Below are 21,087 nucleotides of genomic sequence, written 5' to 3' on the forward strand. Positions count from 1 at the left end.
CTCGCGCTCGCATCATGACCAGAGGACTGCCAACACGGGCCCTGACCTGCCCCAACACGGCCTTATGCAACGCCCTTTAGGCCTCACGTGTCGGCAGTCGCACCGTGGTGAGAGCTGCTGTGGTGGTGTGCCGGCGGGGACGACTCCATCGTCCGCCGACGTCGCCAAGGCGGTGGTGCGGCGGATGCGGCCGCCGGTGGAGTGCCCTCACCCCATGGCGCGTCGTCCGCCGCAGCCCGGACACGCAAGGCGCGGCGCGGCACCGCATCCGTCGCCGTGCGGTTCGCTCCGCGACCACGCCGTCCGGCGCCTCGACGGCGCCCGGCCGGTGTCGGTCACTCCGCGGGCCGCGATGGGGGCGTCGAAGCCGCGAATGCGCCGAGACCGCCGGTGCCCGCCGGATCGGCGGCGTCGCGTCGGCTCATGAGGCCGATACCAGCGGGCGCAGGGGGGTGGAGCGGAGCCGATCGCCCAGGGGTTGGGACCACCGCCGCACGACGGTCATCAGCAGGAACGCGACGATCCCCCCTTCCAGCACTCCGGCCACGACATCGTGCGGATAGTGCGCGCCGACCCACACCCGGGAGCCTGCCATCGCCACGGCGGCCACGGCCGCGGCCACCCCCAGCCGACGTGAGACGAAGAACAGGGCCACCGCAGAGGCGGCCGCGATCGCTGCATGGTTACTGGGGAAGGACCAGTCTCCGGGCGCCGGACACGCTTCCAGGGTCTTCACGCGCAGGACCTGACACGGCCGCTCCTCGTGCACCACCAGTTTCACCATTGCGTCCACGCCGTACGCCACGAGCACGACTACGGGCACGGCCAGCGCCGTGACCGCCGCCGCGCACCCGGACCGGCGCGCGAACCACCAGCCGACGCCCGCCAGGACGACGAAGACCGCGAGCCCAAATGTCGACCAGAACGACAGCGCGCCGTTCACCCAGCCCGGCGTGTGCCGGGCCAGGCGCACCACGTCCAGGTAGGCGGAACCGTCGATCGAGGCTCCGCCGAAGGCCGAGATCACCTGCTCTCCCCCTTGCACGGCAGGCCGGCCCGGAACAGCTGGGAGTCACCCGGCAGGAACACCCCGATCAGCAAGCCCGATTCGGCGAACCTCACCGCCCCCACCCCCGCCACTCCGAAGGCGGCTCGCAGGGAGGGGGCGTCGAACAGGTCGACAGCGAGGTGCGACGACAGGTGGACGGGCGTGGACATCGTCGCAACCCCTTCGTTCCTGCGGAGCGGGCTCGGCGCAACAGCGCCCCACCACTGACTACATTTCTGTAGACGGTCTACTGAACTGTAGACGATGACGGGGGAGGATCGCCGACGGGGAGAGGATGGTGCCGACCGCTGAACTCGCCGCTTTCTGTCACCCCGCGCGGATCTGTCTCTCCGGCGGTGATGGACGAGATGGACGAGATGGACGAGAACGATGTCAGGTGGGAGGGCAGGCCAAGGGCCGGGAATCGTGCGCTCCCAACCGCGACGACCCGGACGCCTCCAGACGCGGGACTCGGAGTGGACGACGGCAGGTCAGGCCGGACTCCGGTCGTGGTAGTGGCGGACGATCTCGTGGAACGCGGCACGGTCGCCGTCGTCGAGGCGGTAGGTGTCACGTCGGGGGAGCGGTGGGCGGGTGCAGTCCGGACCGTGGACCTGGCCGCCGGAACGCTCCCAGAACCGGCAACATGGCGTCAGCGGCCGGACCTGCTCACCGGCCTCCAGCTGTGCCGCGCGCCGTGCCTCGGCCCGCGCGCGGTGGTGCGCGCCCCGGCACACGGCGTCGGCGACGAGCAGGCTGGGCGCGGCCCAGACGACGAGGATCCCGAGGAGCCACTCGTGGTGGGCGAAGAACCAGGCCGAGATCGCCAGTTCGGCGAGGATCACGGCGCGGCAGGCGCGGGCGAGGGCGAGGTGTCGGGTCACGGGCGGCTCCGGGTGGGCGGACTGGTCCTGGTGCACTTGCGGATGCCCCGTCCAGCCCGCATCAGCCCCCGCGGACGGAGTCGAAATCAGCCTCCGCGGATGAAGTCGAAGATGCCGAAGCGGTGGAGGGAACGGCGTCGAGGGCGGCCGTCGGCGCGCTGGTTGCCCGTAGGTCCCGGATGAAGGGGTCGGCCGGCTGTCACGACTCCGGCGAGCGGGGGGACGCGGGGGCTGCGGGGCGTTCGGTCAGCCGGTGCAGCCCCTTGCGGTCGTAGTACAGCACCATGGCGAATCCGAACAGAAGGGCGAGGGCGCTTCCGACGGCGATCATGACCCAGCCCCGCGTCAAACCGGCGTCGGCCCGGGCATCGAAGTAGAGGATGGCCCTCACGCCGTCGCTCAGTTGCCGCATCGGTTCGAACAGCGCCAGGAAGCGGAAGAAGCCCGGTACGGCGTGGAGCGGAATCGTCGCGCCGGAGGAGGGCAGAGCCAGGGCGATGAACACGAACATGGAGACGACTTGGCCGATCCCGCCGAAGGCGGCGTTGATGGCCTGCACTCCCAGGCCCACGGCCAGGCTCGCACAGTAGGAGAAGATCCACAGCAGAGGCAGATGCGAGGCGTCCATGCCCAGGATCCCGATCGCGGCGATCATGAGCAGGCTGGTGGTGAGCACGAGGATGCCCGCGGTCATGAGCATCTTCAGCAGCAGCGTCTGCGTGCGACTGATCGGTACGGTGGGACGCCGGGTGTGCCAGGGCCCGAGCTCGTTGTCGGTGTATCCCAAGCCCGCGTCGACGCCGTTGTTGATGATGTTTCCACCGACGAACCCGGTCAGGACCAGCAACAAGGTGAAGTAGAAGGCGCTCAGTCCGAGGCCGCTGTGGTCACCGATGGGATGGCCCACTGCGGTGGTCACGGTGACAGGGTCGCCCAGGAGCGACTGGCCCGTGGTGTCGGTGCCCTGCTCCGCGGCGTGGGCCGCCAGTTGCCGACCGATCGTCAGGGACGCCTGGTGAGCCGCGCGCTGGGTGATCTGGCTGGCCAGGGAGGAGCCGAGGCTGCCCAGCCCTGGGTTCGTGAGCACGGTGAGGGCGGGCCGCTTGGTGGCCTGGGTGGTGGTCAGTGCAGCCACTGAGCTGGTGAAGTCACGCGGGATCACCAGAGCGCCGTAGATCTTGCCGGACGCGAGTTGGTCCTGCATCTGCCGTTGGCTGAGCTGACGCCATTGCACGGCTTCCGGTGGGGTTGCCGAAGTGACCGCCCGGCTCACTTGTGCGCCCAAGGTCTGGCTTTGTCCGGGCAGCGGCGGCCCCTGGTCCGAGTTGACCAGTGCGATGGGAAGGTGACGCAGGTTGCCGTTCGGGTTGAGAATGCCGCCCATGTAGAGCAGCGTCAGGCACAGCGCCACCAGAGCGGACAGGATGGTCGGCACCAGCCAGAGCTTTCCGTGCCGCACCACGACGACGGCGCGTGCGAGTCCGGGCTGCTTCGGGGAATCCTTTGAGGTCATGAAACTCCCATGGGGGGCGGTACTGCGCTGTCGGGGTGAGGCCGCCTTGCGCCTCGGCGGCACGACTACGTGTCCCCTCGGTCACTTCCGCCCATGTGTCACCCCGCTCGTGGACCAGGAAGCCCACCACAGCGATCGAAGGCCGTCCCTCGACTCGGAGTCGGACCGAAGCCCGTCTGGACCCGCATCAGCTCGTCCGGGCTCATCGACGAGTTCACGGGGAAGTGCGGGGATGGCACGACCGACTCCCTGTTTCGACATGTCGTCCGTGGCGGGCCTCCGACAGGCAGCTCGCGGGGCCTGACTCGCTGCGCTGACGCGGGTTCGCAGTGGCGACGCTGTTGTTGTTCAGTGCACTGACCTCGAACAGATCCCTGAGCGAGCACACCGGCCTGAACGCTGCACCCTCAGAATGCACCTCCGCCCGGCAGTGCGCACCACGTGACAGTCGGTGGCGAGATTCCCGCACGGTCGGACCTCGTCATTCCCGGCCCGCCGACAGCGGGCGAGGGAATGGGCCCCGCAGGTTGACGTACAACGATCCCGGTTCGCCATCGCCAAGGATCCGCGTCAGGCATCCCTCCGGCAGTTCCAGAAGCTGCCGCAGGTCGTCGGCCAGCCCCAGAAGCTGCCGCAGGTCGTCGGCCACCTTGTCGAGGCCCGGCTCGTCCGGTGACGCCGTCCGTGTCCGATGAACCGACCTGTCAGGGCCCGCGAGGCAGGAGGCACCGCCGCCGTTCGAGCGGATGGCCGCCTTCCGGTCCTCGCCGCCGCCGAAAGCACCCCGCATCTCCAGTTCGCGAAAGACGTCGCTCGCCGTGGCGAGGAAGTAGCCCCTGCCGCCGTCTGCTCAGGTGAGGGCTGTCGAGGCGCACGTCGACGGCGCGGGGAAGCGTGCTCTCGGCGCGCAGACCTCGGGGGAGTCGGGACGCATCGAGGCCGCCCGTCGGGCGATGAGGATGCCGAACACCGCGGAGCGCCCACCGGCGGGCCGGTGAACGGGTCGACGATACGCCGACGGTGGGTCCGTGACGGATTTGGTGATGCGGTTGCCGGACGGATGATCTAGGGTCGCGCTGTTCTCAGGGGAGGGGATGACGCATGGGGCGTATGGGTCGGTGGGCAGTGGTGTGCGCGGCTGCGTTGCTGGTGACGGTGGGGTGCGGGCAGCGTCAGGCGCAGTACGGCCCTGACTTCACCAGCGCCGGGGAGTTACCGGAGAAGCTTGGCACGAACGGGATCACCATCACCGTCGGTGATCCCGACGCGCCGGTGACGGTGCACCTGTATGAGGATCCCCGCTGCCCGTACTGCGAGGAGTTCGAGACCACGGGGGGCAGTTCGCATCTGCGGGAGGCGATGCTCGGCCGCTGGGCCAGGGTCGAGTACACCCTTGCCTCCTTCCTGGACGACCGGGTCGGCGGCACCGGGTCGAAGAAGGCCGTCAACGCGCTGCGCGCCGCGCTGGAGGCAGGCAAGTTCGTGGAGTACCACGAAGTGTTGTACGCCAACCAGCCCGATGAGAGCGTCGACGGCTACACCGACGCCTACCTGCTGGAACTGGCAGGCCGGGTGAAGGGGCTGCGCGGCCCGGAGTTCGATGCGGCCGTGAAGTCCATGAAGTACACCTCCTTCGTGACGTCCTCTCAGAAGGCCTACGAGAAGGCCGGGGGAGCGCAGGAGCCCGAAGGTCCTGGTACGCCCACCGTGGTGATCAACGGCAAGCGGATCCCGTCGGAGTACAACACCCTGCTCCTACAGAGCGACGCTTTCGCCGGGCTGCTGGAGAAGATCCACGATGAGCCCGGAGAATGGCAGGACACCGAGCTCTGAACGCGAACAAGCCCTGCCCCCGTCAGGCTTGCCGGGTCGACTTGAAGAGCAAGGTCACCACTTCCCGTGCCCGGCGCAGGCGTTGACGATGTGGCGGACGATGGCCGCGGCCTCGTTCGGGTTGCGGTTCAGCCAGTCGCTGAGGTGTCGGCGGATGACCTCTTGGACGTAGGTGTCGGCCTCGGGATTGCTGAGCCTGGTCCTGGTCGATCCTTCGAAGACAGGATGAGCGAGTTTCACAGAGATGACCGCGCTCAGGCCCTGTTGAACGGCCTCGGCCGTAAGGCCTTGGCCGTCTGCGCATATCTGCGTGTGGCGGCGTGCGTAGTCGTTGACGACGTCCGTGAGTGCGGTACGGAAGCCGTGTTCGTGGGTGCCGCCTTCCCGCGTGCGGGTGTTGTTCGCGAAGGAACGGACTTCTCCTGGGGACCAACCGCTCCACTGCATGGCGACCTGCACGAGGATCGTCCGGTTCTCGTCCTCCGCCTCGAAGGCGATGGCGGGGGAGTGGACGAGACTCCCCGGGTAGGGGGTGAGGCGGGCGACGTAGGCGCGAAGGCCGTCTTCGTGGTGGTAGCGGACCGGCCGCTCCGGCCGCTCGTCGGTCAGTGAGACGGCCAGGCCGCTGTTGAGGAAGGCCAGTTCCTCCAGGCGCTCCGACAGCGTGGCGAATGAGTACTGGGTGGTCTCGAAGATGTCGGCGTCGGGCATGAAGGCGATCGCGGTGCCGTGCTCGCTCGTCTCCTCATGTCTCGTCAGGGCGGTGACCGGGAAGCCCTTCTCGTAGGCCTGCGTCCAGCGGCGGCCGTCTCGGTGGACCTCGACCGTGAGACGGGTCGACAGCGCGTTGACGACGGCCAGCCCCAGGCCGTTGAGGCCACCGGAGACCTGGTATCCGGCGTGGGACTGGGGTCCGAACGACAACTGCGTCAGTTCGCGTTCGAGGGCGGACATGCCGGCGGGCTCCTGCGCCTCGACCGGCAGGCCCCGTCCGTCGTCCATGACGCGAATGCCGCCGTCCGCGGTGATCGTGACGTCGATGGCGTCGACGTGGCCGGCCAGGTGTTCGTCGACGGCGTACGAGACCACCTCGTAGACCAAGTGGTGCAGGCCTCGCTCGCCGGTCGAGCCGATGTACATGCCGGGCCGCCTGCGTATCGCATCGAGGCCCTCGAGTACCTGGATGTGACTGGCGTCGTACTCGCTCACGTTCGCTGCCCGACCGGGGCTGGATTCGGTCATGAAGCACCCTCCCTGGGACGTCCTGTGCATGGTGAGCGCACGTCACCGAACAGGCGTGGAGAACACCCCGTCCGCGCTGCCGTGCGTGCACGTCCATCCTAGGTATTGGGAGTAAAACATGCAGGTCAGACCCCATATGCTGGGGTCTCGGATGGTCGTGTGCGCGACGTTGTCGACAGCCTGGTTCTGGAATGCCGCCATCAGGAGCAGAGCATCACGCAGACCCCGCCACGGGCGTGCAGGGGGTGTTCTGGACGCGAGCCAGGGGACCTTTCCTCACGGATTTCCCCGCAGCCCTTCCGTGCCGCCTGCGGCCTCTCACCCAGGAGTACTGGCTGGAGGCGCTGTTCGAGGAGTTGTAGACGCAAGCCCAACGCACTGTGCACCCACGCCGAACGACAGCCGGAGGACGCCGGGGCATTCTCGATTGCGGAACCTGTCGGAAGGAAGGGCGGCCGGCAGGGAAGCCGGTTCCGTACCTCCTTGCGGTGGGGCTGCTTCGCCGACCCCGTGCGGCAGCACTGCTCCGACACGCCTGAGACCGACCGTGATGGTGAACGCTGTGGCCGCGCGCGCAAGGCGCCGTGCATGCATGCCTCGATCGGTTCTGAGGCGGTCCACGCATGTCCTTGCTCGACGAATGGAGACGAAATGATTCAGCGTCGATTCCGCCGTTCGCTGACGGTGGCTGCTGTCGCCTTCGGCGCGGCGGTCATGGCCGCCGCGCCGGCTTCCGCGGCGCCCACCTGGCAGCCATGGGTGCGTCCGGGCGACAGCGTGTGCGGGCCCACCGACCATCACTCCGTGTCCATGAAGGTGATCTTCCAGACCTGCCTGGTCGTCAACCACAGCAATGACACGATGCAGCCGGTCCTTCTCGTCCGCAACAACGCCACCGTGGCCATCACCATGACAAGCTCGTACGTGCATTCCGCGTGGCACTTCGACCCTGACGCACACTGTGTCGAACAGCCACTGGCCGCGGGACAGCTGCTCGCCTGTTACGGCGAAACGTCGGCCTACATCCACGGCGAGAACGTCGGCTGGGGCGGCATCACCTACAACGGCGTTGCCGACAGAACTCAGCCCGCCACCCTGACGATGCCCTGAGCAGTCGCGGAACGCGCACGAATAATGCTGACCGTGTGGGAGTCCGGTCGGCCGCGGTGGTGACCGCATGCACTTCGGCGTCACCGAAGCCGGGAGCACGGCCGGCCGCCTCGGCTGGTCTTCGCTGACAGTGCCGACAAGGCGTACGCCTCCCGAAAGAGCCGCGCCAACCGTCGGCGGCGCGGATTCCGGTGCACCGTCGCCGACAGCGCCGACCAGGCGCGTAACCGCGAGGAGCGAGGATCTCGCGGTGGCCGACCACCGCATTTTGGCCCCCGTCGACTACCCGTGAACGTCCTGCGGTCCAGTGCGGGATCAACCGCCTCAAGAGACATCGCGCCGTTGCCACCCGGCACGACGAAGTAGCGGTCCGCTACGAGGCCCTGTCCTCGTAGCGGCCATCAACGAGTGGCCGTGATCGGCACGTTTCGCCCGGGGGAGTTCAGAGTTCGATGCCCAAGCCGTCCAGGAACTCCTGGAACAGATCCTTCACGAACGGGTCGGACCGCTTCGTCGGCACATCGACGACCGACTGGGGGAAGAAAGTCGGGCCGGCCACCCGAGTCCAGGCCACAGCACGCTTCGCGGCCTCCTCCGGCCCCGAGAGCCAGTCGTCGGCAGATTGGCCGTCCCCCGCCAGGTAGGCGGACATTACCGCCCGATCGAGACAAGCACCCCAGGTTTCCTGGTCCACGGTCCGGCCTTCAGGGACGAGGCAGTCGCTGTCCATGACGAATCCGGCACGGACCGGCTGCCCAGTGACCTCAACCAGTGCGATGGGGCTCTCCTCATCGAGAGACGGAAGCCGACCCTGTGCGACAGCGTGCGCTCCTTTCGGTAGCGCTCAACACCCGGTCGGCGCGGGAACTGACCGTCTCCTACTGCGTGTTCATGGCGGCCTGTGTCTTCGGGCGACTGTCCGACGCCCGCCACCGGGCGAGCCGGATCGAGGCCGAGCAGGCCGCCGCACATGAACGGGCCCGGATCGCGCGGGAGATGCGCGACATCCTCCCCCACGCGGTGAGCCTGATGATCGTCCAAGCGGGGCCGGGCCGGTGCCGGTGCCACGGCTACCGGTCGATGACGCTGGACGACAGGACTCAAGAGCGGTGCCCCGGCCGCATACTCGGTGGGCCTGTCGAGGAAGAAGCCGGGCGGCCGGGAGGTGTGGGGCAAGACCGGCGGGCGCTGGGGCTGCAACGCGGCCGTCGCCTCCACCCGCGACGGCTCCCGCACCCTCGTCCACAGCGTCAACGCCACGGACACCGAGGGCCAGGACATGAACAAGGTGGCGCAGAACATCATGGTGGCGGCGTACGGCAGTCCCTGACACCCCGACGGTCCGAACGATGCGGCCTGCGCCGCGGGCCGAATGCCGGCAGGCAGATGTGGCCAGCAGTCGCCTACTCGTTCACCGGGCCGCGCCATAAACTGCCACGGCTCCGAAACGCGGCGATCTTTGGAGGATGTGCAGGATGAACCGAACTCTCATGACCGCATTGGCGGCAGCCGCCTTGTTCGTGTCAGGGGAGAGCGCCACCGCCTCCGCTGCCGAAGCCCCGCCGCGAACCACGCACGGGCCGTGCCAGTACACCCAGACCCCGGACGAACCGGCGGCGCGGCGGGTTCCGCTGCCGCCCGACCCACGGCACACCCCCGACCACGGCACGCTGGGCATGGCTGTCCGGACGAACCAGGGCCCGCTCCCCTTGACTCTGGATTGGGCCAAGGCGCCGTGCACGGTCCAGAGCTTCGTGCATCTGGCGCGGCACGGGTTCTACGACCGTACGGTGTGCCATCGGCTGACGGCGTATCCGACGCTGAAGGTCCTCCAGTGCGGCGACCCGACCGGCACGGGCGAAGGCGGGCCGGGGTACGCGTACAAAGACGAGCTGCCCGTGGACCTGCCGCCGGCGCCGAGCGATCCGACCGGCGTCCGTCGCCTTTACGGGCGCGGTCTGCTCGCGATGGCCAACGCCGGTCCGAACACGAACGGTTCCCAGTTCTTCGTCGTCTATGGCGACTCCGCACTGCGGCCCAACTACACGGTGTTCGGCACCGTCGGCACCGCCGGCCTGAAGACGCTCGACAAGATCGCCGCTGGTGGGATCGAGCCGACTGCGCAGGACCCCGCACCGGTCGACGGCGCACCCGCGTTGCGGACCGAGCTGTTCGACGTCCGGCAGTCCTGCCGGTCCTGACGAGCCGTGGTGCGGCCACCCCTGTGAGTCCGGCGTGCCTGGTCTCACGGGGATGTCGGGGAGCGGTCGGCGATGTCCGTCCAGATGACATCGCCGATGCGGCCGTAGGAGGCGACCGGAACGGGACAGGCTGCAAACGTAGGCGGGGGCACCGCAGTTCGAGCCCATGGCCATATGCCCTCAATGCCCTCAATGCCCTCGAGGAATGTGCCGGGCCTTCCGACAGCGAGGGTGCAGACCGTGATGGCCGGTCCCTCGAGCGTGGATCGCTCGTGAGCCGTCCGTCCGACCGCGCCTACGGGTGCGTGTCCGTGATCGCGATGACCTCGTCGAGGCGGTCCAGGGCGGCCTGGAGGTCGTCGATCTTGGCCTGCATGCGGTCGCGCTCGGCACGCAGGAGGGCTCGTTGCTCGGCGTCGGTGTGCCCGGAGTCCCAGCACGGCAGGAGTTCCGCGATCGTACGGCTCGTCAGGCCGGCGGTGAACATCTGCTGGAAGAAGCGCACCAGGGTGATCGCGTCCTGGCGGTAGAGGCGCTGACCGGACGGGCTGCGCTCCGCGATGAGTAGTCCCTGCTGCTCGTAGTAGCGGACCGCTCGTACGGAGACGCCGGCGCCCCGCGCCACCTCGCCGATGCGCATCAACCGTTCGGCCGCACCGTGCGTGACGGTCATGGTGCTTTCCTCTCACCCGGTCCTGACGACCAGCACTTGCCCCTGACGTCAACGTCAGGTTTTAGCGTACCGGTCATGGACATCGACAACTCAGTCGCCCTCGTCACCGGAGCCAACCGCGGTCTGGGCCGCGCCTTCGCCCAGCGCCTGCTCGAACGGGGCGCCCGCAAGGTCTACGCGACGGCCCGCCGACCGCAGACCGTGGACCTGCCCGGGGTCGAGGTGCTGCCCCTCGACATCACCGATCCCGCATCCGTGAGGGCCGCTGCCGAGGCCGCCCCGGACGTCTCGCTCCTCATCAACAACGCGGGAATCAGCACGGGGACCGACTTGGTGTCCGGTCCGCTGGACGCGGTGCGGAACGAGCTGGAGACCAACATGTTCGGCCACCTGGGAATGATCCGGGCGTTCGCGCCGGCGCTCGCCGGGAACGGCGGGGGAGCGATCGTCACCATCCTCTCCGCCATGTCGTGGTTCGGGGGCAAGGGCGCCAATGCCTACCATCTGAGCAAGGCCGCCGCCTGGGCCATGACCAACGGCGTCCGCCTGGAGCTCGCCGAACAGGGCACGCTCGTCACGGCGGTGCACCTCGGCCTGGCCGACACCGATATGGCGGCCGGCTGGCCCGTGGACAAGATCGCTCCCTCGGACCTGGCCGACGCGGCGCTCGACGGAGTCGAGGCGGGCTCGGCCGAGGTCCTCGCCGACCGGTGGAGTCGGGACGTCAAGTCCCGACTGCCGCTCACGCCGGAAGAGTTCAATGCCGCGATGGACCGCGCCCTGGCGGCCCTCACCGCGACCTGAGCACGTCGAGACGGCCGACCCCCGATCCGGGCAGGTGCATCGCGCGGGCGTACAGGGACCGACTCACGTCCGCGCGAGAAAGGGGCGTCGCCCGAGGGGCTCCATCTCACCGTGCACACTGCCGGCCGATAGCAGGCCGCACGGTATTCGGCCAGGTCCGATGGCTTTGTGCCATTCGTCCGCAACCGGCCGCCCACCGCGACTGTGGCCCGGTTACATGAAGGGACTGGGGTGGCGTACTGGCACCCCTGCGTGGCGATGGCCGGTCGTGTGGGGGAGGTGGGGACGGTTGCTGACCATCAACGTGGCGGTGCTGCTCGCAGCCATCGTCGTCTGGCGGCTGAAGCGGCGTACGGAGGCCCGCAGCCGCTCCGACGAGAAGCTGACCGCCGTGATCGTTCTGGCCCTGGGCGTCCTGATCGCCCCCACTCCGGCGGGCCAGGGGATCGTGAATTCTGGGACAGCTTGCGAGCGGCGTCACCCAGGCCGGCCGATGAGCCCCGGCACACGTACGCGCCGCATGGCGCCCGCCGGTGCGCGCTGCGGGGTGCCGCACGAGGGAGCGGGGCAGTGATGGCGGCACGTCGACGACGGTGGCGGCTGAAGAAGCGGACGCGCAGACAGATGCAGGGCTGGGGCGCGGTGGTGGCGCTGGCCGCCGTGGTGTGGGTGGCCGGGCACTGGTCGGTGGTGTGGCCCGTCCTGGTGGCGGTGCTCGGTGCGGCCGTGGTCGGCGGGGCCGGCTGGGCGTTGGTGGGGGCGCACCGCCGTGCGGTCGGCCAGGACCGCGCGTGGCGGGCCGAGGAGGAGGCCAGGGCGCGGGAACTGTCGATGGCTGAGGTCGACGCCTTGTCGTGGCAGGACTTCGAAACGTACGTCGCGGAGCTGTGCCGGCGGGACGGCTGCACGAAGGTCGTCGTCAGCGGCAGGAGCGGCGACCTGGGCGCGGATGTCGTCGGCTACCTGGCCGACGGCCGCAAACTGGTCGTCCAGGTCAAGAAATATGCGACGCAGCGCAGCGTGTCCTCACAGGACATGCAGAAGTTCGTAGGCACCGCCCGCCTCGAGCACGGCGCTGACGTCGCCCTGTTCGTCACCACCTGCCGCGCGTTCACCAAGGCCGCGTTGGGCCTGGCGCTGCGCCAGAACATCGTGGCCCTGCACCGCGACCTGCTGGGTTCGTGGGTCAAGGGCGCTCATCTGGAGACCCTGATCCCGCTGAACGGCAGCGGCGGCGGCACCGGACGGCGTCCCCCTGCCTGATCGTCCGGCCAGGATGTCTGCGCCTGGGTGGACGCGCCGTTCAGCGAGCGGCGGAGATCGTCGACGGGGTCAGTCGGCACCCGAGCGCTGCGTATCGCCGTCTGGTGGCGGCGGGGTGCGCAGCAGCCCGGGGTCGCGGCTGGTCCGCCGAGCCGGTGGGCGACGTCCGGTGGTGCCGTGGATGACGCCGGCGGTGGTCTTCGGAGACGTGGAACGGCTCGGTCAGCCGCGCTGGGCGGCGTCGTAGACGGCCTGCGCGGTCTTGTCGAACGTCGGACCGTACATCGGGCTGCCGCCGCCGTGGCCCTCGCCGTGGCTGTTGACCGACACCACGGTGCCCTTGCCGGTGGCGGCGTTGAACGCGGCGAGCCAGGGCCCGCCGCTCGCGCCGCCGCCGAGGTCGCACGGCATGCGGTGCTCGTCTCCTGAGGCACGCTGAGAGGTACCGGCGCAGTACAGCAGCTCTTCGCCCCGCTGGGGCGTGGTCGCCGGATAGCCGAAGGCGGTGACCGGTTCACCGGCGGCACGGCCGAAGGCGATGTTCTGCGCCCCCACGGCGTCGGTGAGCCGCTTTCCTGACGAGGGGGTGGCGACGACCATCGCCGCCACGTCGTGGACACTGTCCTCGGCCCAGGAGCGCGGTGTCATGGTCGCCTTGACGGCGTAGCGGCCGTAGGGCGTCCTGCCCTTGGCGTAGCCGGGGGCGAAGACGATGTCGCTGTAGGTGTTGACCGGTGACGAGCCGAGGCGTGCGCAGTGGGCGGCGGTCATGATCACGGAGTGGTTGCCGCTGGTGACGGCGCTGGCCGTGCACCAGGTGTCCCGCCCGCTCGAATCGGCGAAGAAGAGCCGGCCGATGCTGGGGATGCCCTTTCCGGTCCAGGGCTTGCTGAGCGGACCGGTCGGCCCCAGGTCGACGGCGCGGCTGACCTCCTTCATGCGCGCGGGCGTCCAGTAGGAGAGGGCCGCGGTGAGGTCCGCTGCCGAGTAGGTGACCGTGCTGACCGGCGTGGATGCGGCGGTTGCCGACTGGGCTGGGGCCGCCAGGGGGCCGGCCAGGGCCAGCAGGGTGGTAGCCAGACCGAAGACGGCGCGGCGGGCCCCTCGGGACGAGCTGGGCGACATGAGTGTCCTCTCGGAACGTCGAGATCGGTGATCACTCGGAAGGATGCGATTTCGGCGAGTGGCGTGCATCCGCCGCCCGATCTTCGTCGTTACGGCCATCTCGGTACCCCGACCGTCGGCCTTCGGTCGCCCCCGTCCGGGAGCACGGCTCGGCCGCACCAGGTCGATCCGGTCCACGGAACAGGGCCGCAATGAGGGGGAGGAGGCGTTCGCGGCACTGTTTCCCATGACAGGCGGACCGGTACGCGGGCGTGAAGCCGCAAGGCGCGCGACCGAATGTGCCGCACTCGGCAGGCCCACCCGTACCGGGTCAGCCGCGCTCCCGCTCCTGCCTTGCGGCGCGCAGACCGAGCACGAGGAGGCGCAGCCCGCTCTCGAAGCCGATGTCGCCGTCGACGCCGAGCAGTTCGCTCGACGCCTCGGTGGCGAGGGGGAAGCGTTCGGCGTCGATCATCCGGGCGAGCCGTTCGGGTGCGTAGGGGTTGTCGTCTCCGTACGCCGCGCTGGTGTGGGCCTGCTCCTCGATGGTGCAGCCGATGGTGAAGTGCAGGACTGCCGCGACACCGCGTGCCGCCTCGGTGAGGGTGAAGCCGGCGTCCCGCAGGGTTCGCAGGTTCAGCTCCACTGCCCGATGCACCGCCGGGTGGTTCACGTAGGTGCCGGCGAGGACGCGCGCTCCGTCCCGGTGGCTCAGCATCGCCTGGCGCAGCTGGCGGGCCCAGTCGGCGAGCCAGTCCTCCCAGGAGGCGCCCTCGTGGGGTGACTCCAGCCTCTCGGCCGCCTCGACGTAGACCAGGGTGGCCATGGCGTCGAGCAGCTCCTGCTTGTTCTTGATGTGCCAGTAGAGGGTGGGGGCCCGAACGCCGAGGTCCTGGGCGACAAGACGCATGGTGAGCCCGTCGAGGCCGACGTCGTCGAGCAGTCCCAACGCCGCCCGCGCGATCACTCCGGAGTTGATCTTCATTGCGTTCCCGCCTTCCTGAACGCTTGACACTCTAACATCGTTAGAGGCAGTCTCTAACGATGTTAGAGACTCTCGTGCCGTGAGAGGCAGCGGGACGGAAGACCAACCGGAACAGGGGACATCCGCATGACCGACACGAAGACCCGCACGGATGTGGTGATCGCGGGCGGCGGCCCGGCCGGCCTGATGCTCGCCTGCGAACTGCGGCTGGCCGGAGTCGACGTGGTGGTGGTCGACCGGCTCGCCGCGCGAACCGGCGAGTCACGGGCCGGCGGGATACACGCCCGGACCATGGAAGTACTGGACCAGCGGGGCGTCCTGGACCGCTTCCTGGCGGTCGGCGCATCCCGCCCGATAGGTCACTTCGCGGGGCTGTGGCTGGACTTCGACCGGTTCGACACCCGGTATCCCCGGTCGCTGGTGCTCCAGCAGTCCCGTATCGAGCGGCTGCTCGAGGAGTGGGCGACCGAACTCGGTTTACGGGTGCGCTGGTCGTCAGAGGTGACGGGGATCCGCCAGCACGCCACCGGCGTCGAGGTCGAGGTGGGCGGACCGGACGGCTCACGTTCGACACTGCACGCCCACTACCTCGTCGGCTGCGACGGCGGGCGCAGTGCGGTGCGCAAACTCGCGGGCATCGGCTTCCCCGGCACCCCGGCGTCAGTGACCGCGCTGCTCGGAGACGTCGAACTCACCGACCCGCCCGCCGAATCGCTCTTCATGCAGCGGCGACCGGGCGGTGACTTCTCGGTGTTCGCCTTCGAACCGGGCTGGCACCGGGTGATCACCACGCAGTACGACCGTGTCGCCGACCAGGGGGACCCGGTGACGTTCGAGGAGCTGCGGGAGTCGCTGCTGCGCATCGCGGGTACCGACTTCGGCATGCACAGCCCCCGTTGGGTCTCCCGGTTCGGCGACGCCGCCCGGCAGGCCGAGCGGTACCGCCAAGGCCGTGTGCTGCTGGCGGGCGACGCGGCGCACATCCACTTCCCGGCAGGTGGCCAGGGATTGAATCTGGGAGTCCAGGACGCGGTCAACCTCGGCTGGAAACTCGCCTCGGTGGTGCACGGCCGGGCGCCGGAGACCCTGCTCGACAGCTACCACGCCGAGCGGTATCCCGTCGCGGAACGGGTACTGCACAACACCCGGGCGCAGACGGCGCTGTCGCGTCCGGGCCCGCAGACCGACGCGCTGCGCGACGTACTCCGTTCGCTCATCGCACACGACGACGTCAACCGGCACCTGGGCGGCATGATCACCGCGCTCGACCTGCGCTACCGCATGGGTGACGACCACCCGCTGACCGGCCGCCGGGTCCCCGACGTCGACCTGAAGACCGATGACGGCCGCCGTCGCGTCTTCGAACTGCTGCGTACGGCGCGCCCTGTGCTGCTGGACCTTCGCGGTGACACCGACCTGGCGGCCACGGCCGAGAGCTGGGCCGATCGCGTCGACCTCGTCGAGGCCCGGTCCGCAGCCGACCACTGGCCCGTCTGGCCGGCAGCCGAGATCCTCGCCCCCGCCGCGCTCCTCATCCGCCCGGACGGCCACGCCGCCTGGACCGCACCCGCCGGTGCCGCCCCCGACCTCGCCGCCCTCCGGACCGCCCTCACCACATGGTTCGGCCCGGCCGAGGCCGAGTGACCGGTCCAGGAATCTCGCCCCTTTCAGGACACCGAATCGTGTCGCGCTTCCGGCCGTGCCGGGCGCCCAGCGTTATCTGCTGGAGGAAGCGCAGCCCGTACTGGGTTCCCCCGCCCCCCACCCGGGCAGCCGGGCGGGGGCCGGGGCGGGGGGACCAGCACGGCGGACGGCGGTCAGGTCGCGCCCACAGTGGCGCGTGGGGCCCCGGTTGAGTGGTGGCGGTGGGAGTCGTGGCGCACTCAGGATTGGGCGCCGTCCGCCAAGGGGAGCCTGTGTCGTGCGGACCATTGACCGACGCGGAACCCCTGTGGTGCAGCGACCGTTGTTCGAGGCCCAGGAGACTTCAGAGATGGAGTTGATGCACGGTGGAACGACGCATGCCGGTGGCGACGCACTGGGGCAGTTTCGTAGCCGTGGTCGATTCCGGTCAGCTGGTACGCATCGAGCCTCGGGGTGACGACCCCGCGCCCTCGCCGATCGGCCCGGGCATGGTGACGGCTGTTGAGGACAGTGCGCGTGTGCTGCGTCCCGCGGTGCGCAAAGGGTGGCTCAACGGCTTGCCGCGCGCTGGTGACACGGCCCGAGGCGCGGACGCTTTCGTAGAGGTCAGCTGGGACGAAGCGCTCACGCTGGTGAGTGAGGAATTGCGCCGCGTGCGTACACAGCACGGGAACAGCGCCGTGTTCGGCGGCTCGTACGGTTGGGCCAGTGCGGGCGGGTTCCACCAGGCGCAGGGCCAGCTCCAGCGGTTCCTGGCGTTGGGCGGGGGCTACACCGACTCGCGCAACACGTACAGCACCGCCGCTCTCGAGGTCATCCTCCCGCATGTGATCGGCGGGGCTCCGTGGAGCTACCAGTCCCGGATGCCCATGTGGGACGAGATCGCCGAGAACTGTGAGCTCGTGGTGGCGTTCGGGGGACTGGCCCTGAAGAACAGCCAGGTCAACCCTGGCGGGCTGGCCCGGCACCAGACGCGAGACCTGCAACGGAAGTGCCGTGAGGCCGGGGTGCGGTTCGTGAACGTCAGTCCGATCCGCAGTGACACCGCCGATTTCCTGGACGCCGAGTGGCTGCCGGTCATCCCCAACACCGACACCGCCATGATGCTCGGCATCGCGCACACGATGCTGGTCAACGACTGGCACGACAAGGACTTCCTCGCCCACTGCTGCGAAGGGTTCGACCGCTTCGCCTCCTACCTGACCGGCGACGTGGACGGCGTCGTCAAGGACGCCGACTGGGCCGCTCGGATCACCGGCATCAGCCGTGCCACGATCACCGATCTCGCCCGCCGGCTGTCCGCGCAGCGTTCCCTCATCAGCGTCAACTACGCCATACAGCGGGCGGACCACGGTGAGCAGCCGATCTGGATGTCGGTCGTGCTGGCGGCGATGGCGGGTTCGCTGGGCCGCCCCGGCTGCGGCTGGGGTGCGGGCTACGCGACGATGGACGCGACCGGTGTTGCGCCCGGCCGCCCGTCCGTGGCGTCGATGCCGCGCGTGGCGAACCCCGTCGCGGACTTCATTCCGGTCGCCCGGATCGCCGACACCCTGCTGGACCCGGGCACGACCATCGACTACGACGGCCGGCGCCTGACCCTGCCGGACCTGCGCCTGATCTACTGGTGCGGAGGAAACCCCTTCCACCACCACCAGGACCTCCACCGGCTCACCCGAGCCTGGCAGCGCCCGGACACGGTGGTGGTCCACGAAGCCTGGTGGAACGCCACCGCCAAGTTCGCCGACATCGTGCTTCCCGTCGCGACCAGCCTGGAGCGTGACGACTTCGCCGCGGGATTCTCCGACCCTCACCTCGTCCCGATGCCGAAGGTCCGCGAGCCGGCCGGCGAGGCACGCACCGACCACCAGATCTTCGCCGCTCTGGCTGCCCGGCTCGGCTACGAGCGCGAGTTCACCCAAGAGCGCTCCGAGATCGAATGGGTCCGGCACCTCTACCTCAAGACGCGGGCGGACCTCGGCGACGACGCGGCCCTGCCGGACTTCGACGACTTCTGGCAACGCGCCTCCGGTGTCGAACTGCCGGCGCTCAACGGGCCGTTTCCCGGCAGCTTCGAAGCTCTGCGCTCCGATCCGCGGCGCTTCCCCCTGACGACGCCGTCGGGCCGGATCGAGATCTTCTCCGAGGAGATCGAGTCGTTCGGCTACGACGACTGCACGGGACATCCGACGTGGTTCGAACCCGTGGAGTGGCTCCGCGCCGACCTGGCGGAACGCTTTCCGCTGCACCTGATCTCGAATCAGCCCGCCTCACGCCTGCACAGCCAGTACGACAACGGTGGCCACAGCCTCAGGTCGAAGATCCACGGCCGCGAGCCCGTGACGATCAACCCGCAGGACGCGTCGTCCCGCGGTATCGAGAACGGCATGATCGTGCGCGTGTTCAACGACCGAGGCAGCTGCCTGGCGGGCGCGATCCTGTCGGACGCCGTCATGCCCGGCGTCGTGCAGTTGTCCACCGGAGCGTGGTGGGACCCGGCCCAGCCGGGCCGGGCCGGAACCCTTGACCGCCACGGCAACCCGAACACCCTTACCGGGGACCGCGGGTGCTCGCGGCTGTCCCAGGGGCCCAGTGCGCACAGTGCGCTCGTGGACGTCGAGGTCTACGACGGGCCCGCCGAGGAGGTACTCGCCTTCGCGCCACCACACCTCGAACACTGAAACGAGGCCGCCCCGAGGACGGGCGCGTTCGCCGTGCTCACCCCCGTCGGGCACCCGGCCGGCAGAACCGGCCAGTGCCCGGCCCCCACTCGGACGTTTGCGCCTCCGTAACGGTGTGAATACGGTGCGCAGTCATGACGGCACTTCAAGATCTCAAGTACGGCCAGTGGTTCAGGGGCGCCGATGTCGACGGCGACGGGTTCATCACCCAACGCGACGTCCTCGAGATGAGCGAGCGCTACATCGGCGCCCGCAGGACCACCCCCGATGCCGACGCCGTCCGCCGCCTCACCGAGGGGATGGACCAGTTCTGGTCGAACGTCATCGCCCCGATGGACCAGGACGGCGACGGAAAGGTCGACGTGCGGGAGATGACCGAAGGCTTCAAGAACGTCCTGACGGACCGCGCGCTCTATCCGCAGCAGATCGCACCGGTCACCAACTGCTTCTTCGACCTCGTGGACCTCAACGGAGACGGCAAGATCGACCAGGCCGAGTTCCAGCAGATGTTCGACGCGGTCGCCGCCGTCCCCGGCGAGGACTGCGCCTCTGTCTTCGCCGCTCTGGACGTGGACGGGTCCGGCGGACTGGACCGTGACGAGTTCCACCGGGCACTCGAAGAGTTCTTCTACGGCAACGATCCCGACGCCCCCGCCAACCACATCTTCGGCAAGGTCACCACCTGACATTGCCCGGACACGCCCCGGACGCGCGCTGAGGCGAGGACTTGGCCGCTCTGGGACGTGGGCCGCCATACGCCGCGGCGAAGGCCCTGGTCGTTGACGCACGGTCCTGCGGAGGGCCGACGGCGGGTTGGCGGTCACCGCCGCCCTCGCCCTCGTCGCCGGTCACCGTGGGCTTCTCACAGTGGAGCCGGGCCAAGAGGGCCGAGGTCGCCTCCGGCAGTCCCCGGGGCGGCGAATGCCGGTCCTCGTTCAGGCCGTCGTCGGGAGGTAGGGACCGGGTCCCTTGTGGGCGCCGTCGCTGTGTGGCGGAGGCCGGGGAGAGTCGCGACCGACTCGGTGAGGTAGCGGTAGAAGAGCTGGGCGGTCGCCACGTCGATGCTGGCGTAGAGGTTCGCCGCACCCGTCGTGGCGGTGGCATAGGCGACTTCGGGGTGTGCTGCGAGCGCCGTTCCCGCCTCGTCGAGGCGGGACGGGTCGATCTCCAGCCACAGGGCGGCCCGGAAGTTCTGCTGGAGGATGTCCGGGTGGTAATCGACGTCGAAGTACAGGGCGCCGGCCGATCTGAGCTCGGTGATGCGCCGACGCACGGTGGAGGGGGACAGGCCGGTCGCGGCGGCCAGGTCTCCTGTGGCGGCCCTCCCGTCCCGGGCCAGCAGGTCGAGTAGGTGCCGGTCGCTGTCGTCCAGGGGCACCGGCGGGGTGGCGTCCGTGGTCCGGTCCGGTGTGTCGGGGGGCGTGAGTGCCGCGACCTGCGCGGCCGTCAGCGGGCCGCGCTTGTTGATCGGGCCGAGGTCGTGGCCGAAGAAGACGTGCAGTGAGCAGTGCGCGGACAGGTCCACCACCTGCGGTGTGCGCGGCAGCTTCTGCAGGAGCGGGGACTCCTCCGGTCCGGGGCTGCGGGTGCGTACCGAACAGGAGATCTCGGTGCCGCCCGAATCCACGTTGACCCAGGTGGTGTCCGAACGCCGTGCCATCGCCTTCCCGAGGGAGGACGCGGCGTCCGGCGTGCACCGTACGCGTACGAGCCAGACGGAGTTCCCCAGCCGTCGCGGATCGGTCAGGCCTAGAACGCGAAGCTTCCCGGCGGAGCGCAGCCGTGCCCAGCGGCGCGCCGCGGTCTGGTCGGAGATTCCAAGAACGTCGGCGATCTCCGTGAACGAGGCCCGCCCGTTGACCTGCAACGCGTGAACCAGCTCCATGTCCTCTTCCGACAGGCTCCGCTTCACATGGTCCGTGGTGTCGAGATAGGTCGTCATGGACGACATTCTGTCGGATCCGCGCATGACCACTGCTCTGGCTCACGACATCGCCCGCGAGAGCTCCAAGCTGTTTCTCGGGATCGTCCGTCGGCCTGCTCGGCCTGCTCGGCCTGCTCGGCCCGCCGCAGTTCGCCCCGCCCGACCACGGGTGGGGACCCGA

General features: G+C 69.4%; 18 protein-coding genes and 4 pseudogenes. 11 read left to right on the top strand and 11 right to left on the bottom strand.

Translation table 11 applies throughout. From position 1 onward, the window contains the following. Window positions 1-421 precede the first annotated feature (421 nt). From KMS84_RS13710 to KMS84_RS13730, 5 genes and pseudogenes are all read right to left on the bottom strand, one after another. Window positions 422-1,027 carry a phosphatase PAP2 family protein gene (locus KMS84_RS13710; RefSeq protein ID WP_256916475.1) on the bottom strand — a complete coding sequence of 202 codons (606 nt, stop codon included), beginning with the start codon at window positions 1,025-1,027 and terminating at the stop codon, window positions 422-424. Window positions 1,028-1,035: 8 nt separating this feature from the next. Beyond that, a pseudogene (locus tag KMS84_RS13715) lies at window positions 1,036-1,218 on the bottom strand (DedA family protein); the annotation flags it as partial. A gap of 321 nt (window positions 1,219-1,539) precedes the next feature. Then, window positions 1,540-1,932: a hypothetical protein gene (locus KMS84_RS13720; RefSeq protein ID WP_256916476.1), complete on the bottom strand. Its 393-nt coding sequence runs from the start codon at window positions 1,930-1,932 to the stop codon at window positions 1,540-1,542. 199 nt (window positions 1,933-2,131) lie between these two features. Further along, window positions 2,132-3,445: a YhgE/Pip domain-containing protein gene (locus KMS84_RS13725; RefSeq protein WP_256916477.1), complete on the bottom strand. Its 1,314-nt coding sequence runs from the start codon at window positions 3,443-3,445 to the stop codon at window positions 2,132-2,134. Window positions 3,446-3,926: 481 nt separating this feature from the next. Next, entirely contained in the window at window positions 3,927-4,094 is a 168-nt protein-coding gene (locus tag KMS84_RS13730; protein ID WP_256916478.1) for a hypothetical protein, read from the bottom strand. Window positions 4,095-4,546: 452 nt separating this feature from the next. On the opposite strand from KMS84_RS13730, the gene KMS84_RS13740 reads away from it, so the two are divergent. Further along, window positions 4,547-5,278: a DsbA family protein gene (locus tag KMS84_RS13740; protein ID WP_256916479.1), complete on the top strand. Its 732-nt coding sequence runs from the start codon at window positions 4,547-4,549 to the stop codon at window positions 5,276-5,278. 54 nt (window positions 5,279-5,332) lie between these two features. Here KMS84_RS13740 and KMS84_RS13745 read toward each other — a convergent pair whose 3' ends face one another. After that, on the bottom strand, window positions 5,333-6,520 hold the full coding sequence (locus tag KMS84_RS13745) for an ATP-binding protein (protein WP_256916480.1): 1,188 nt from the start codon (window positions 6,518-6,520) through the stop codon (window positions 5,333-5,335). Window positions 6,521-7,171: 651 nt separating this feature from the next. Between KMS84_RS13745 and KMS84_RS13750 the strand changes: the two genes are divergently transcribed. After that, entirely contained in the window at window positions 7,172-7,630 is a 459-nt protein-coding gene (locus tag KMS84_RS13750; RefSeq protein ID WP_256916481.1) for a hypothetical protein, read from the top strand. Window positions 7,631-8,072: 442 nt separating this feature from the next. Here KMS84_RS13750 and KMS84_RS13755 read toward each other — a convergent pair whose 3' ends face one another. Beyond that, window positions 8,073-8,360, bottom strand: coding sequence for a hypothetical protein (locus tag KMS84_RS13755; protein WP_256916482.1), 288 nt, complete (start codon window positions 8,358-8,360; stop codon window positions 8,073-8,075). A 101-nt stretch (window positions 8,361-8,461) separates the two neighbouring features. Between KMS84_RS13755 and KMS84_RS13760 the strand changes: the two are divergent. The 3 genes and pseudogenes from KMS84_RS13760 to KMS84_RS13770 all read left to right on the top strand — a co-directional run. Next, window positions 8,462-8,706, top strand: a pseudogene (locus KMS84_RS13760) (sensor histidine kinase); the annotation flags it as partial. Between the two features lie 26 nt (window positions 8,707-8,732). Further along, window positions 8,733-8,960, top strand: a pseudogene (locus KMS84_RS13765) (peptidase); the annotation flags it as partial. Between the two features lie 145 nt (window positions 8,961-9,105). Then, window positions 9,106-9,831 carry a peptidylprolyl isomerase gene (locus KMS84_RS13770; protein WP_256916483.1) on the top strand — a complete coding sequence of 242 codons (726 nt, stop codon included), beginning with the start codon at window positions 9,106-9,108 and terminating at the stop codon, window positions 9,829-9,831. A gap of 295 nt (window positions 9,832-10,126) precedes the next feature. Here the strand turns inward: KMS84_RS13770 and KMS84_RS13775 are convergent, their stop codons facing one another. Then, window positions 10,127-10,504 (bottom strand): MerR family transcriptional regulator, encoded by a 378-nt coding sequence (locus tag KMS84_RS13775; RefSeq protein ID WP_256916484.1) that lies wholly within the window; start codon window positions 10,502-10,504, stop codon window positions 10,127-10,129. A gap of 75 nt (window positions 10,505-10,579) precedes the next feature. On the opposite strand from KMS84_RS13775, the gene KMS84_RS13780 reads away from it, so the two are divergent. From KMS84_RS13780 to KMS84_RS13790, 3 genes and pseudogenes are all read left to right on the top strand, one after another. Beyond that, window positions 10,580-11,308 (top strand): SDR family oxidoreductase, encoded by a 729-nt coding sequence (locus KMS84_RS13780; RefSeq protein ID WP_256916485.1) that lies wholly within the window; start codon window positions 10,580-10,582, stop codon window positions 11,306-11,308. Between the two features lie 289 nt (window positions 11,309-11,597). Further along, window positions 11,598-11,805, top strand: a pseudogene (locus KMS84_RS13785) (hypothetical protein). 127 nt (window positions 11,806-11,932) lie between these two features. Beyond that, on the top strand, window positions 11,933-12,571 hold the full coding sequence (locus KMS84_RS13790; RefSeq protein ID WP_438818932.1) for a restriction endonuclease: 639 nt from the start codon (window positions 11,933-11,935) through the stop codon (window positions 12,569-12,571). 222 nt (window positions 12,572-12,793) lie between these two features. Here KMS84_RS13790 and KMS84_RS13795 read toward each other — a convergent pair whose 3' ends face one another. Then, entirely contained in the window at window positions 12,794-13,696 is a 903-nt protein-coding gene (locus tag KMS84_RS13795) for a trypsin-like serine peptidase (protein ID WP_256916487.1), read from the bottom strand. A gap of 310 nt (window positions 13,697-14,006) precedes the next feature. Then, on the bottom strand, window positions 14,007-14,660 hold the full coding sequence (locus KMS84_RS13800) for a TetR/AcrR family transcriptional regulator C-terminal domain-containing protein (protein WP_256916488.1): 654 nt from the start codon (window positions 14,658-14,660) through the stop codon (window positions 14,007-14,009). A gap of 126 nt (window positions 14,661-14,786) precedes the next feature. On the opposite strand from KMS84_RS13800, the gene KMS84_RS13805 reads away from it, so the two are divergent. The 3 genes from KMS84_RS13805 to KMS84_RS13815 all read left to right on the top strand — a co-directional run bounded on the left by KMS84_RS13805 (window position 14,787) and on the right by KMS84_RS13815 (window position 19,668). Beyond that, the gene (locus KMS84_RS13805; protein ID WP_256916489.1) at window positions 14,787-16,304 is read left to right on the top strand and encodes an FAD-dependent monooxygenase; all 1,518 of its coding nucleotides are present in this window, start codon (window positions 14,787-14,789) and stop codon (window positions 16,302-16,304) included. A 377-nt stretch (window positions 16,305-16,681) separates the two neighbouring features. Beyond that, window positions 16,682-18,982 (top strand): molybdopterin-dependent oxidoreductase, encoded by a 2,301-nt coding sequence (locus KMS84_RS13810; protein WP_256916531.1) that lies wholly within the window; start codon window positions 16,682-16,684, stop codon window positions 18,980-18,982. Window positions 18,983-19,116: 134 nt separating this feature from the next. Beyond that, the gene (locus tag KMS84_RS13815) at window positions 19,117-19,668 is read left to right on the top strand and encodes an EF-hand domain-containing protein (protein WP_256916490.1); all 552 of its coding nucleotides are present in this window, start codon (window positions 19,117-19,119) and stop codon (window positions 19,666-19,668) included. Between the two features lie 176 nt (window positions 19,669-19,844). On the opposite strand, the gene KMS84_RS13820 is transcribed toward KMS84_RS13815, so the two are convergent. After that, complete coding sequence (locus KMS84_RS13820) at window positions 19,845-20,924, bottom strand: Lrp/AsnC family transcriptional regulator (RefSeq protein WP_256916491.1); 1,080 nt, start codon at window positions 20,922-20,924, stop codon at window positions 19,845-19,847. Window positions 20,925-21,087: the final 163 nt, after the last annotated feature.

Origin of the sequence: Streptomyces hilarionis, from assembly GCF_024539675.1 — a bacterium.
Classification (GTDB): domain Bacteria; phylum Actinomycetota; class Actinomycetes; order Streptomycetales; family Streptomycetaceae; genus Streptomyces; species Streptomyces hilarionis.